13 protein-coding genes are annotated in these 13,066 nt (G+C 70.5%); 5 read left to right on the top strand and 8 right to left on the bottom strand.

Annotation, left to right across the window (positions count from 1 at the left end; genetic code table 11):
• Positions 1-134 precede the first annotated feature (134 nt).
• Together ACQPY0_RS24285 and ACQPY0_RS24280 are read left to right on the top strand one after the other, a co-directional pair.
• On the top strand, positions 135-734 hold the full coding sequence (locus ACQPY0_RS24285; RefSeq protein WP_432992887.1) for a cadmium resistance transporter: 600 nt from the start codon (positions 135-137) through the stop codon (positions 732-734).
• Positions 735-1,036: 302 nt separating this feature from the next.
• Complete coding sequence (locus ACQPY0_RS24280; RefSeq protein ID WP_432992884.1) at positions 1,037-1,603, top strand: hypothetical protein; 567 nt, start codon at positions 1,037-1,039, stop codon at positions 1,601-1,603.
• A gap of 313 nt (positions 1,604-1,916) precedes the next feature.
• Here ACQPY0_RS24280 and ACQPY0_RS24275 read toward each other — a convergent pair whose 3' ends face one another.
• From ACQPY0_RS24275 to ACQPY0_RS24255, 5 genes are all read right to left on the bottom strand, one after another.
• A complete protein-coding gene (locus ACQPY0_RS24275) occupies positions 1,917-2,114 on the bottom strand; it encodes a hypothetical protein (RefSeq protein WP_432992881.1) in 198 nt (65 codons plus the stop codon).
• A 79-nt stretch (positions 2,115-2,193) separates the two neighbouring features.
• Complete coding sequence (locus ACQPY0_RS24270; protein ID WP_432992878.1) at positions 2,194-3,108, bottom strand: IS982 family transposase; 915 nt, start codon at positions 3,106-3,108, stop codon at positions 2,194-2,196.
• 317 nt (positions 3,109-3,425) lie between these two features.
• On the bottom strand, positions 3,426-4,955 hold the full coding sequence (locus ACQPY0_RS24265) for an IS1380 family transposase (RefSeq protein WP_432995372.1): 1,530 nt from the start codon (positions 4,953-4,955) through the stop codon (positions 3,426-3,428).
• 959 nt (positions 4,956-5,914) lie between these two features.
• A complete protein-coding gene (locus tag ACQPY0_RS24260) occupies positions 5,915-6,508 on the bottom strand; it encodes a dihydrofolate reductase family protein (RefSeq protein WP_432992875.1) in 594 nt (197 codons plus the stop codon).
• A 232-nt stretch (positions 6,509-6,740) separates the two neighbouring features.
• Positions 6,741-7,307, bottom strand: coding sequence for a TetR/AcrR family transcriptional regulator (locus tag ACQPY0_RS24255; protein WP_432992872.1), 567 nt, complete (start codon positions 7,305-7,307; stop codon positions 6,741-6,743).
• A gap of 82 nt (positions 7,308-7,389) precedes the next feature.
• On the opposite strand from ACQPY0_RS24255, the gene ACQPY0_RS24250 reads away from it, so the two are divergent.
• Genes ACQPY0_RS24250 through ACQPY0_RS24240 form a run of 3 tightly spaced genes read left to right on the top strand, consistent with a single transcriptional unit; the run spans position 7,390 to position 9,758 of the window.
• Positions 7,390-8,085, top strand: coding sequence for an SDR family oxidoreductase (locus tag ACQPY0_RS24250; protein WP_432992869.1), 696 nt, complete (start codon positions 7,390-7,392; stop codon positions 8,083-8,085).
• 7 nt (positions 8,086-8,092) lie between these two features.
• On the top strand, positions 8,093-9,016 hold the full coding sequence (locus ACQPY0_RS24245) for a glutathione S-transferase family protein (RefSeq protein ID WP_432992866.1): 924 nt from the start codon (positions 8,093-8,095) through the stop codon (positions 9,014-9,016).
• Positions 9,017-9,026: 10 nt separating this feature from the next.
• On the top strand, positions 9,027-9,758 hold the full coding sequence (locus ACQPY0_RS24240) for an SDR family oxidoreductase (RefSeq protein WP_432992864.1): 732 nt from the start codon (positions 9,027-9,029) through the stop codon (positions 9,756-9,758).
• Between the two features lie 108 nt (positions 9,759-9,866).
• Here ACQPY0_RS24240 and ACQPY0_RS24235 read toward each other — a convergent pair whose 3' ends face one another.
• The 3 genes from ACQPY0_RS24235 to ACQPY0_RS24225 all read right to left on the bottom strand — a co-directional run bounded on the left by ACQPY0_RS24235 (position 9,867) and on the right by ACQPY0_RS24225 (position 12,902).
• Positions 9,867-10,511: a bleomycin resistance protein gene (locus ACQPY0_RS24235; RefSeq protein WP_432992861.1), complete on the bottom strand. Its 645-nt coding sequence runs from the start codon at positions 10,509-10,511 to the stop codon at positions 9,867-9,869.
• A 9-nt stretch (positions 10,512-10,520) separates the two neighbouring features.
• The gene (locus tag ACQPY0_RS24230) at positions 10,521-11,768 is read right to left on the bottom strand and encodes an amidohydrolase family protein (RefSeq protein WP_432992858.1); all 1,248 of its coding nucleotides are present in this window, start codon (positions 11,766-11,768) and stop codon (positions 10,521-10,523) included.
• Between the two features lie 72 nt (positions 11,769-11,840).
• Positions 11,841-12,902, bottom strand: coding sequence for a serine hydrolase domain-containing protein (locus ACQPY0_RS24225; RefSeq protein WP_432992855.1), 1,062 nt, complete (start codon positions 12,900-12,902; stop codon positions 11,841-11,843).
• Between the last annotated feature and the right edge of the window lie 164 nt (positions 12,903-13,066).

Raw genomic sequence — 13,066 nt, 5'->3', positions numbered from 1 at the left:
GGACCTGGGCGCAGCTATGGCTTGCCTGATGCCGCGCACCCCAGCGTCCGCGTCCGATCGAAGACCTTGAGGTTGATCATGCAGCCATGTCCCGGCGACCGCTCGCCCGGCACCGCCACGGAGGCGGCCCACCGATGACCCTCAGCATTATCGGCCAGGCCGCCGGCCTGTTCGCCGTCACCAACATCGACGACATCGTCGTCCTCGCCCTGTTCTTCGCCCAGGGCGCCGGCCACCGCCACGCGGCCCGGGCCGTCGCCCTCGGCCAATACCTCGGCTTCGCCGCCATCCTGGCCGTCGCCGTGGCCGCCGCGTTCGGCGCCACCTTCCTGCCCGAACAGATCATCCCGTACCTCGGCCTGCTGCCGCTCGCCCTCGGCATCAAGGCCGCGGTCCAGACGTGGCGACACCGCCGCGACAAGGAGGACCTCGACCCCGAAGCAAAGCAGAACGGACCTCGGGTCCTCGAGGTCGCCTCGGTCACCTTCGCCAACGGCGGCGACAACATCGGCGTCTACGTGCCCGTGTTCGCCACCGCGGGCGTCGGCGGCATGAGCGTGTACGTGGTCGTCTTCCTCGCCCTGCTCGCGCTGTGGATCGCCGCGGGCCGATACTTCGCCACCCGCCCGGTCATCGCCCGAGCCCTCAGCCGGTGGGGACACATCCTGCTGCCCGTCGTCCTCATCGGCATCGGTGTGCTCATCCTGGTCGAGGGCGGCGCCTTCGGCCTGTAGCACGGGCACGCGACGGCGGCGGCATCCATGCCGAGCGCCGCCGTCGTCGTCGTGCGTACCAGGCGGACGTCGGCGAGCCAAGGATCGGCCAGCCGTGGGCAGCTGCAGCAGATCGGCGGCGGCCGAGTTCATCCGCGCCCCGACCACGGAAGCGCGGCGGCCACGTAAGCGCCGTGCGACAGACACCGCCCAATCCGCAGCCGCGGGTCGGAACGGGGAAAGGGTTGCGGCTCGGGGAGGCGGAAAGCTGACGGGTTGGGGCGAGTGACGGGGGCCGGTGGCGCCGACTACGGTCTACGGGCATGACGTCACCGCATGAGGAGGCTGCCGAGGCATCCGAGGTTGCGCCGCCGCCGGAGCCGACGGTCGCTGGGATCGGCAGTCGCGTCGTGGCGCTCGTCGGCGCGGTGGCGGCTCTGCTGGCGCTGGCGTTGCCGTGGGCTCGAGAGGAAAACACGGTCACGGTGGCGACCGACCTTGGCGGGACGGCCACGCTGCTGCAGCGGGGTGGCGACATGTGGACCGGGTGGGCGCTGCACGGGGCCAGCCGGCTCGACGGGCACCGGCCGGTCACGGTGGCGATGGCGATGCTGCTGATCACCGCCACGGTGGCGTTGGCGTTGGCGGCGTGGGCGACGTTCGAGCGGCCGCGGTCGATCTGGCTGGCGCCGACGGTGGCGGCGGTGGCGGTGCTGACGTTGATCGTCAGCATTCCGGGGCTCGACGGGGTGGCTGGGCGGTTCGGGGCGGGGCACGTCACGACCGTCGAGTTCGGGGTCGTGGTGTGGCGGGTCTCGCTCATCGTTGTGGCGGTGGGGGCCACGCGGCTGGCGTTGCTGCAGGAGGCCAGCCGGCGACGGATGCGGTAGAGCGTCGCGTGCCCCGCGTGCAGGGCGATGCGAGGTCGACGGAGGCGCGTGTCGCGCCGGTCCCCATGGTCATCACGACGGCGAGGTCGGCGACCAGCGCCTCGGCGACCGGGCGCAGCTCGTCCAGCGCCGGGAGCCGACCGGCCGGGGATGGTGAACGAGCGGCGATCGTTGGCCGGACCCTGTCGCCACGGGTCGCGCGATCCGGGTGTGACGACGCCGCATCGAGGCGGACCCGGAGCGCTTGCCGGGGCGGGTTGAGCGCCTCCCGGATGCGACGACGAGCGCTGCAGTGCGGGGCCACCGGCCAGGGTCAGGCCGCTTCCTGCTCCTGGGCTCGGCGGGCCTCCTCGGCGGCGCGCTTCTGGTTGGCGCACATCTGCTTGTACTGGGCCTGGGCCTGCGGGCTCCAGCCCTGCATCGCGCCCTCCACTGTGGCGGGACCGAAGATCTTGAACAGGAAGTCTCCCAGGCGGTCCTTCTTCTCGCGGCGCTTGCTCAAGCCGAACATCGGGACTCACTCCTTGGTGGACTAATCATTGGGGTACCAATCATTGGGGTACCGCTACTAGATGATCGATTCCAAGGGGTCAGTGATCGTAGGCGACCAGGGATCGCAGGACCGGTTGGCCGGTGTGCCAGTTGTGCCAGATCGCGGCGGTCAGGGCGAGGACGCGTTGTAGGACCCGGACAGCAACGCCGGTGATCGTTCGGCCGCCGTGTTGTTCGAGGTCGAGTTGGCCTTTGAAGGTCTGGTTGACCGATTCGATGCTCTGCCGGACTGCCCGCAGCAGGCTGCGGCCGGGTCGCGCCGGTTCTTTGCGGTATGCGGGTCGTATGACGGTGATGCCGTTGTCGTTGAGCCAGGTTTCGGTGGCGCGGTCGCGGTAGCCCTTGTCTACGACCAGGATCAGCCCGTCCGGGTGGTGGAACATGTTCGGCTGCAAGGTGACCAGGTCGACGAGGACCTCACGTTCGTCGGTCTTGGCGTTGGTCAGGGCGAACGCCACGGGCAGGCCGTGCACGGTGGTGACCAGGTGCAGCCGCAGGCCCCAGAACAGCCGGGAGTGGGAGGCGCAGTAGCCGTAACCGGCCCAGCTGTCCAGGTTGGAGCGTTGGGCCGTTTCGCGGGACATGCCGCACGGCACCGGGGTGGAGTCGGCGATGCGGATCGGGTGTTGCCACAGGTCGGTGTCGGTGACCAGCACCGCGATGCAGTGCTTGATCTGGGTGGTGAGACCGCGGAGCCGTTTGTTGTAGCCGGGCTGTTTGGGCAGGTGGGGGAACAGGTGGCGGATCGACTTGCGGGCGTAGCGGATCCACTGGCTCTCGTTGTGATAGCCCAGCAGGACCTGCATGGCCGACACGGTGATCAGCTCGGCGTCGGTGATCTTCGGGGTGATCCCGACCGGCGGCCGCCACCGGTTGAGCTGCGGGGACGCCTTCAGCTCGTCGTCGATCCTGCAGTACAGTGCGGTCGCGAGGGTGTCCAGATCGACGTGCACGTGGCCTCCATGGTCTCGTTGCCTAGGCAACGTCGATCATGGATGCCCTCGCGTCTGTTCGCTATCCCGTATCCCTTGGAATCGATCATCTAGTCCTCAAGTAAGCGAGGTTCGGTGGTGAGGGCGCCTGTCGGCGTCGTGGCGTGCGGATGATCTCTATGCGAGGGCCCGCTGCGGCTGTTGGCGGCTTGGGAGGTCGGCTGGGAGCCTGTGCCTGTGTCCGTTTTGGTGTAGTTCTTTGCGGGGGTTGTCGATGCTGGGCGTGTGGGAGCGCCGCCGCGGCGCGGCGGGTCGGTGGTGACGCGGTCGGTTCCGTGTCAGCCGTAGCCGAAGCGGATGCGTTCGGTGGTGGTCCAGGCGCTGAAGAACCGGTCGATGTTGACGGTGTAGGCGATCAGGCGCACGACGATGGCCCGGGCCCGGACGATGACCATGGCCGGGATGCGGATGACGGTGTCGAGGAACCGCTTGAACTCGATGCGGATGAAGCTGTGCAGGTCGTGCTTGCGGTGCGTCATCATCGCGTGCCAGGACTTGATGTTCCATGTGAGGGCGGCGATGAGCATGTACGCCCAGTTGCTGTGCAGGTCGTCGACGGGCGCGTGCAGGGCGTTGAGGCCGGACTTGAGCTGGCCGTGGATGTTCTCCTGGTCGCAGCGGTCGTTGGCCAGCTCCACGATCTGCGCCGGGGTGTGCGTGGCGGCGGGGTAGGTGGTGAAGGAGAAGAAGTAGCGGACCTCATCGATGAGAGCTTGCTCGCCCTTGATGCGGCTGATGTTCTTGCGCAGCACCACGACGCGGTAGTCGCGACCGCATTTGCCGGGCCGGTAGGTGAACTCGGCGACGTCCTCGTGGTTGAGCCGCAGGTTGACGAACCCGCGCTCGGCGACGACCTGCTGCTTGCGGTTGTGGCGCCGCGCCCGGGTTGTGCCGGTCTTGCTCGCATAGGGCGCCGGGCGCTGCAGTCGCTGCCACGCCGACGCGTCGAGGGCTTCGGCCCGGCGGCGCAGGGCGGCGATGTTGTCCGTGCCCAGCACGAAGTCGACCTGCTGCGCCCACCGGTCGAAGTTGGCGGTCAGGGCGAAGTCGGTGTCACCACGCACACACACCCGCGGCGCGTAGGGTGTCATAAGGGCGATCGCCTTGTCGATCCAGGTCGCGGCGTCCAGATGGCTGGGCGCGTTGCCCGGCCGGTTGACCAGGTAGAGCACCTCCCGGGTGTTCGCGAGGGTGACCAGCAGCGGCGCGTAGCCCCAGATCCCCTTGTAGGAGATGTCCATGCCCTGCTTGAGCTGACCGGTGGTCGGCACGATCGTGCCGTCCACGTCCAGGTAGGCCACCTCGCCCAGCAGGTCGGCGCCCCGGCCCCGCCACAACTGCGGCCGCACCGCGTTGATCGTGTCCATCAGCGCCACGATGTCGGTCTCGGTGAAGCGGCGCAGGAAGTCCCCGATCGTGGTCGGGTCCGGCAACAGCCTGGCGCCAAGACCGTTCAGCAACGGCACATCGTTGCGCAGCCGGTCCGCATCCTGCAGCCGGGTGCCGCCCGTCAGCACGCTGTACGCGAGGGTGAGCACATGATCCGACTCGTGATACGGCAGGTGGATCTTCAGCAACTCCAGGCCCGCATCGATCGCCTTGGCCAGCCCGAGCCGGGTGACCAGACGGTGCATAGCGAACAGACCACCGTACGGTGTTGCCTCGACGTTGCCGCCGATCTCGTAGCTGATCTTCCCCGACGTCAGCATCGGCTCCGGACGCTGACCCCAATGCCCCGCCTGCCGCTGCCGGGCCACCACCCGTCGCCGTCGGCGTGCCGAGTTCAGCCGGCTCTGCTCGTGCGTTATCTTCTTCACCACAAGGGTCTTTCCTGACTGGACTGCGTTGGCGCGCAAACCCAAGCAGGATAAGACCCTTGATCCATCTCCAGGCAGATCTACCACCCGACACGCTTACTGAAGGACTAGTATGGCAGGCGGCTTGCCTAAGGCCTGTTTCATAGCTCGTGGTTAGTGCTGGAGCTATGGAACAGTCCGGGGTGTGCGCCTCGTCGTTCCGGTGCGGTCCGGTGCAGTGGCTGCGCCGGGCTCATCCCGGGGTTGTCGAGGGCACCGTTTCCGGTATTTCGCCGAGCACGCCGGCCCCAGCCGGCGTGGCTGGTGCTGCGCTGCGGCCGCCGCGGATCGGCATCTGGATGATGCGGTACCCGGGGCGGTGGTGTCCGGTTGACTCGACAGGGCCCCTTGCGGCCCTTGGTGGTGCGTCGAACACCTTCAGAATACAGCCATGTGGCCTCAAGTCAATCGGCCGTGGATCCGATGGCGCGCCGCTACATCGTCAGCCGAATTCGAACCACGGATTTTGTGAAACAGGCCCCAGGCGGGAAGGGCTGGGAGCAGTGAGCGAGGACGCACGCGCGGTAGATCCGCTCGCCCTGGAGCATCAGGTCTGTTCGCGCTGGCCGTTGCCTCGCGCAACGTCACGAGGTCGAGGCTGTCGGACAGGCAGCACCGGAGGCGGAGTCTGTTGCCGAGGACGCCGGGTTCGTGCCGTGGGCGTCCGTCTTCGGTCGTGAGGCTGTCGAGGAGTCCGACCTGCTTGCCAGGCTTCGCGCTGTCAGTGCGCCGGGATCGGAGTCCGAGCCCGATTTCGAGTCGGTTGCGGTGTCGGTCGCGGAGGCTGGGGAGGCTCCCGTCGTCGAGGCGCGGCCGAAGACCGCCACGCGGGTCGAGCCGGAGGGTGCTGGCCAGGATGATCGAGGTGCTCGAGTTCTCCACCCACCAGCACTACGAGCACGCGAAGGTGATCAACGAGCGGCCCTGAGGCCCCGGCACCACAAAACGGCAAGGTAATCAGCAAGCGACCTTGACGTCCCGGCACCACGAAACGCCAAGGTAATCAGCAAGCGGCCCTGAGGCCCGGGACCACGAAACAGCAAGGTAATCAGCGAGCGACCTTGACGTGCAGGGTGCGTGACCTCGATGCCGGCGATGACCCGGGGGTCCGACAGGCGCACCGGCGACTTGTGCAGGTTTGCGAACCATGGGACGCTCCGGCCCAGCAGCACCGGCGCGAACGCGACCCGGATCTCGTCGAGCAGGCCGAGGTCGAGGCACTGCCGGCGATCATGGTGCCGGCTACGCCGACCCAGCGCTCCTCCCCCGCGATCGCCGACGCCCAGCTGATCGCGGCCTCGACGCCGACGGTGACGAAACGTGAACGGGGCGTCGTCGGTGAAGGCCCGGTCCTGGGGCGCGGCGCGGGTCACCACGACCGCGGGAACGCCCATGGGGTGCCGGCCGTGCCAGCCGTTGGTGAGGTCGAACAGCCGCCGGCCCAGGACCAGCGCGCCGACGTTGGCGTAGCCGTCGCGCAGGTGCTGGGCGCTGCCCTCGGACAACTGGAAGGCGCTGCCTCGGACACCTGGAAGCTGAAGTCGGCCGAGGCGCCGGGGACGGCGACGGGGCCGGGGCCGGGGCCGGTGAAGTGCCACCCGGACAGCTGGTCGATGCGGTCGTCGGGTCGGCGACGAAGCCGTCCAGGGACATGGTCATCCCGGCGATCGCGGTGCTCATGGCGGGCTCCCCCATCCGGTCGGTGCAGCGGTGCAACGCCGGCCGGATGGGGGAAACTCATCGGTCCGGCGCGAAACTGTCGAGCAGATGCGTGGCCGCGCGGAACGCCGTGCCGCCCAGCGACTCGGCCCGCATGACGGCACGGACCGCCGCGCCGTCGAAGAGCATGGTGAGCTGGGCGGCCAGGAACGCGGGGTCGGGGGCGCCGAGGATCTCGGCGTGGCGCAGGAAGTACGACTCCAGCTGCTCTTTGAACCTGAGGGCGACCCGGGACGCCTCGTGGCTCGCGTCGTGCAGTTCCACGGCCGTGTTCACGAACGGGCAGCCGTGGAATGAGGGGCGGCCCGACTGCTCCTCCAGGCGGGCGAAGACGTGCAGGATGCGATCGCGCGGCAGCATGGCGGCGTCCGGCGGGGGGAAGTATCCCGCCACGGTGGCCGGCCCGTGCACGCGCAGGCTTTCCGCGATGACCTTGTCCTTCGAGTCGAAGAGCTGATACATCGAGCGCTTCGACACGCCGGCGGCCTTGCACAGCCGCTCGACGCCGACGGCGCTGCCTTCGGCGTAGAAGAGTTCGGCGGCGGCACGCAGGAGGCGTTCGCGGGGCGGGGCGATCGAGGTCACAACGGCGAGCGTAGCGCGAATCTCGACAGTGGAAACCGATCGGTATACGTTGGAAACCGATCGGTTTTCAGAAGGAGTGAAGATGGAACTGCAGAACGCGGTAGTACTGGTCACCGGCGGAAACCGGGGCCTCGGCAAGGCGTTCGTGGAGGAGGCGCTCACCCGTGGAGCCCGCAAGGTCTACGCGGCGGCCCGCGACCCGCGGTCGGTGAGCACGCCGGGCGCGACGGCGCTGGCCCTCGACGTGACGGACCCGGATTCGGCCCGCCGCGCCGCGGCCGGGGCCACCGACGTCACCCTGGTGGTGAACAACGCCGGTGTCTCGGCGCGGGCCAGCCTGCTCACCGGCGTCCTGGATGACATCCGCCGCGAGTTCGAGACCAACTTCTACGGCCCGATCCACGTCACCCGCGCCTTCGCCCCCGTCCTCGCGGCCAACGGCGGCGGCCACCTGCTCAACGTGCACAGCGTGCTGTCGTGGATCTCACAGGGCACCTCGTACAGCGCGACGAAGGCGGCCCTGTGGCAGGCCACGAACGCGTTCCGCCTCGAGCTCGCGCCGCAGGGCACCGGCGTGACCGGGCTGCACGTCGGCTACATCGACACCGACATGACCGCCGGCATCGACGGGCCCAAGGTCTCCGCCGCGGACGTCGCCCGGCAGGCGTACGACGGCGTCGAGATGGGCGCCTTCGAGGTGCTCGCCGACGAGGTCACCCGCACCGTGAAGCGGGGGCTGTCCGCGGACCCGGCAGCGCTGTACCCGCAGCTGGTGTAATGGGACGGTGAGCGCATACCAGGCCGAGGGCGAGTACAAGCGCGACGCGCAGTACATCAGCGATCGCATCACCGCCGACGGGCGCGACGGTTACCCCGTGGAGCCCGGCCGCTACCGCCTGGTGGTGAGCCGCGCGTGCCCGTGGGCGAGCCGGGCGATCATCGTGCGCCGGCTGCTCGGCCTGCAGGACGTGCTGTCGATGGGCGTGTGCGGCCCGACGCACGACCAACGGAGCTGGACGTTCGACCTCGACCCGGGCGGCCGCGACCCCGTGCTCGGCATCGAGCGCCTCCAGGAGGCGTACTTCAAGCGCTTTCCCGGCTACGACCGCGGCATCACGGTGCCCGCGATCGTGGACACCACCACTGGTGAGGTCGTCACCAACGACTACGCCCAGATCACGCTCGACCTGTCCACACAGTGGACCGCCCTGCACCGCGCCGGCGCCCCGCAGCTCTACCCCGAAGCCCTGCGCGACGAGATCGACGAGGTCAACGAGGTCATCTTCGAAGACGTCAACAATGGGGTGTACCGCGCGGGCTTCGCCGGTTCCCAGGAGGCCTACGAGGCCGCCTACGTGCGCCTGTTCGACCGCCTCGACTGGCTCGAGCGGCGGCTCTCCACGCGGCGGTACCTCATGGGCGGCACGATCACCGAGGCAGACGTGCGCCTGTTCACCACGCTGGTCCGCTTCGACGCGGTGTACCACGGCCACTTCAAGTGCAACCGGAGCAAGCTCACCGAGATGCCGGTGCTATGGGCGTACGCGCGCGATCTGTTCCAGACCCCCGGCTTCGGCGACACGGTGAACTTCGAGCACATCAAGCGCCACTACTACGTGGTCCACCGCGACATCAACCCGTCCGGCATCGTGCCGGCCGGCCCGGACCCGAGCGCCTGGTCGCAACCGCACGGCCGTGACGCGCTGTAACTTGTCAGCCGTGGACAACGTCACGGTCGTGACCGGCGGCAGCCGGAGCATCGGCGCGGCCACCTGCGTGCGCCTGGCACGCGACGGCCACCGGGTCGCGGTCGGCTATCACACCAACGCCGGCGCCGCCGCCCAGGTCGTCGACGCCGTCACCGACCTGGGCGGCGAGGCGGTCGCGGTGCGCGCCGACACCTCCCACGAGGAGGACGTGGTTGCCCTGTTCAGCACCGCCGCGGAGCGTCTGGGCCCGGTCACCGGTCTGGTCAACAACGCCGGCATCGCCTCGACCCTGGGCCGCCTCGCCGACCTGAAGACCGACGAGCTGCGCCGCGTGATGGACGTCAACGTCATCGGCGCCTTCCTGTGCGCCCGCCAGGCCGCCCGCAGGATGACCGCCGGCGGCGCGATCGTCAACGTGTCCTCGACGGCGGCGACGCTGGGCAGCCCCGGCAACTACATCCACTACGCGGCGAGCAAGGCCGCGATCGACGCCCTGACCCTGGGCCTGGCCAAGGAGCTGGCGACCGACGGCATCCGCGTCAACGGCGTGGCGCCGGGCTTCGTCGACACCGAGATCCACGACCAGACCGGCGACCCGAACCGCGCGGCGAACGTGGTGTCCGGCATCCCGGTGGGCCGCCTGGGCACCCCGGAGGAGATCGCCGAGGCGATCGCGTGGCTACTGAGCCCGGCGGCCTCCTACACGACCGGCACCACGCTACGAGTAGCCGGCGGCCTGTAACTCAAACCGCAGGCATCAGCCCAGCGACTCGACGCGGGCTCCGCACGACCCCGGCCCGCGCGTCCGCCCGCCGAAAGAAACTGCTGCGGCGACGGCCGCCGTGACCGGTCAGCCCAGCGACTCGAGGCGGGTCCGCACCGCCTCGGCCGTGGCTGAATCGCCGAGGGACTCGGCGAGTTCCGCGCGGTACGCGAGAGCCTCCCGGAGCACGGGCACGTCCGCGGTCGCGTCCTCGCGGGCCAGGGCCGAGTCGAGGATGCGGGCCGCCTGCGCCTGGTCACCGCGTGAGTCGGCCAGCACGACCGCGTTCTCCAGGGTGACGGCGAGCTTACCCTCCGCGCTCGTGGCCGGTGGCCGGCCGCCGTCGATCGCCGTGACGCGGATCCAGTTCCCGCCCGGGTCGACGACGCTGAACCCTGTGACGCCGCCCGCGTTCTTGCGCGCCCGCGGGCGGGTCATGCGCGGGATGCCGGCGACCGGCACGCGGCCGTAGCGGGCGCGCAGGCCCTCGGCGAACGCCCGGTGCAGGGCCTCGATGTCGGGGACCAGCACCAGGCACGAGCCGTAGGAGTCGGCGGGGACGAAGCCGGGCATCGCGAAGAAGTGCAGGTGCAGGTCCTCGCGGCGCAGGGCGGCATACGGGTTGGGGCGGCTTTGGCGATACGTCACCTCGAAGCCGAGCGCCCCGTAGAACTCGAGCATCTCGTCGATGGACGCGCACGGCAGCAGCGGAACGGTTCGCTCGTTCGCCATCGAACCTTTCTACCGCACCGACGCCCCGGCGTGCCCATGACCGATGAGGTCCGGGCCTTCGAGGGCGCGCCGGCCCAGCGAAACCGCCTCGTCGCGCAGCTTCGGCAGGTCCAGCCCGATCAGGCGGCCGTCGCGCTTGACGATGTGTCCATCCACGATCACCGTGTGTACGTCGGCCGGGCCGAGCGCCGTCACCATGGCCCCCGTCGCGTCGCCGGTCAGGTGGGACAGGCCCGAGAGCAGGACGAGATCGGCGCGCCGGCCGGCGGCCAGGGTGCCGGTCACCGAGCCGAGACCGATCGCGGCGGCGCTGTCGGCGGTCGCGGCCGGCAGTACCGTCGCGGCGGGCGCCATCGTGCCCGTCTCCGCGCGGTGGCGGCGCAGGGTCTCGCGCAGCGGCTCGAACAGGTCCGGCGGGGCGTTCACGGCCACGTCGGTGCCCAGGCCGCAGCGGCCGCCGGCGGCGGCGAAGCGGGTGTACGGCGACGCGCCGTGCCCCATCGTGGCCTCCACGACCGGGGTCACGGTCACGCCGGTGCCCGTGGCGGCCAGGCGCCGCGCGTCCTCGGCCGTCATGGCGTTGACGTGCACGAGCTGCACCTGCGGGCCGAGCAGCCCCGCAGCCTCCATCCGGGCCAGCGGCGCGTCCGGGCCGCCGCCGAAGTGCATCGACGCCAGCAGGCCCAGCTCGCGGGCGACGCGGAGCTGGTCGACCGCGGTTTCCCAGGAGTCGTACTGCGGGCCGAGCAGCGCCAGCGCCCCGGTCACCCGGCCCCGCAGCTCGGCCACGCGCCGCAGCGTTGCGGTGTCGGACAGTGATCCGCCGTACGCGACGACCGCCCGGACCCCGGCCGTCGCGTAGGCGTCGAGGACGGCGTCCACGTACTGCGGGGTAAGTGCCGCGTTGCACCAGTCGAAGACGGTAGTGATGCCGGCGTCGAGGGCCTCGGCGGCGCCGAGCAGCGTGGCCAGGTGCGCGTCCGCCGGGCCGAACACGCTCAGTGCCCGGTCCAGCACGGCGTCGAAGTAGTCGGGCAGGGTCATGTCCGCGCCCGCGCCGCGCAGGGGTGCCTGCCACACGTGGCGATGGCCGTCGACGAACCCGGGCGCCACGCGCAGCCCGGCGGCGTCGACGACCTCGACCGCCGCGAGTTCCGCGATGTCGACGTCACCCAGAGCGACGATCGCACCGCCGTCGATGAGTACGTCGGCGCGCTCGCCGGTCAGCAGCCGCCCGCCCTTGATGAAGATCTTCACTAACCTGCCTCCAGATAGCTTTTGTAAAAGCTATCTAGAAAGCTTTATGAAATGCAAGCCGCACGGGTCGCGTCAGAGGCAGGCCTCCAGGGCGTCGTACATCGCATCGCTGCGGTCGTGGCCGGCGAGATGCCTGGTCACATACGCCATGCGATAGCCGGCCGGGTCGTCGAGGAGCCCGCCGGCCGACGAGCCGCCGATCCCGCCCATGCCGACCCAACCCTCGTCGCGGCGCCAGCCGAGCGTCCAGGTCGCGTCCTGCTCCAGGAGGCGGTCGAAGCCCTGGTACTGCGGGGCGAGCGCCTCGGCGAGCAGATCCGCCGGCAGCAGACGGGGCAGCGCCTGGTAGAGCCCGGCCAGCCCGGCCGCGGTGGCGTGCCCGTTCACGGCCGGCAGTTCGCCGGTCCGCCACGCGGGGCCGTTGAGCACCGCGGTGCCGAGCAGCCCGGCGGGGTTGCCGAGCGCGCGCGCCCACAACTCCCCGTGATCGCGCACGGCGCGCTCGGGCCAGTCCGCGTCGCGGTGCTCGACCTCGGCACACCGCGTGAGGTCACCGTCACCGAGTCCGAAGTGGACGTCGAAGCCGAGGCCGCGGACCACCTCGCCGACGGTCTCGCCCGTCGCGCCGCGCAGGATGGCGCCGAGAATGTTGCCGTACGTCACCGCGTGCTCACCCGCCGCCGTCCCCGGCTCCCACGCAAGCGGCGACGCGGCGATCGCGGCCGTGCAGCGCCCCCAGTCCAGGCTCTCTTGCACGGTCAGCGGCTCGGCGACGGCGGGCAGCCCGAGCTGGTGCGACAGCGCGTGCCGGACGGTGCCGCGCCCGTGGCCGAACGCGGGCCAGTAGGTCCGGACCGGTTCGTCGAGCCCGATGCGCCCGTCGGCGACGCGGGTCAGGACGGCGAGGGCCGCGACGGGCTTGCTGACGGAGAAGACCGTGGCGAGGGTGTCGCGCCGCCAGGGCCGGGTGCGGGCGGCGTCGGCCCAGCCGCCCCAGAGGTCGACGACGAGCTCGCCGCCGGCGTAGGCGGCCACGCTCGCCCCGGTCTCGGCCCCGGACTCGAAGAGCTGACGAAAGGCCGCGGCGACGGGCTCGAACCCGGCCGCGACGGTGCCATTGACGACGTCGTTCACGCTGGCGGACAGTACCGCCCGGGCGACGCCGGGTCGCGCGCATTTGCGGACCAGGACCGACCGGCGCACAGGACCACCCGGACAGCGCCGGGCCGCACGCATCTGCGCACCAGGACCGACCGGCGGACAGGACCACCCGCACAGCGCCGGGTCGCGCGCCTTTG

The sequence above is a fragment of the Dactylosporangium sp. CA-233914 genome (assembly GCF_050942935.1).
GTDB lineage: Bacteria > Actinomycetota > Actinomycetes > Mycobacteriales > Micromonosporaceae > Dactylosporangium.
Note: the sequence above shows the minus strand (reverse complement) of the source record. Positions and strands in the feature narration are given on the sequence as shown.

Coding starts and splice junctions, on each gene's coding strand:
- ACQPY0_RS24285 (WP_432992887.1), top strand. CDS start 135: ATGACCCTCAGCATTATCGGCCAGGCCGCCGGCCTGTTCGCCGTCACC.
- ACQPY0_RS24280 (WP_432992884.1), top strand. CDS start 1,037: ATGACGTCACCGCATGAGGAGGCTGCCGAGGCATCCGAGGTTGCGCCG.
- ACQPY0_RS24275 (WP_432992881.1), bottom strand. CDS start 2,114: ATGTTCGGCTTGAGCAAGCGCCGCGAGAAGAAGGACCGCCTGGGAGAC.
- ACQPY0_RS24250 (WP_432992869.1), top strand. CDS start 7,390: ATGGAACTGCAGAACGCGGTAGTACTGGTCACCGGCGGAAACCGGGGC.
- ACQPY0_RS24235 (WP_432992861.1), bottom strand. CDS start 10,511: ATGGCGAACGAGCGAACCGTTCCGCTGCTGCCGTGCGCGTCCATCGAC.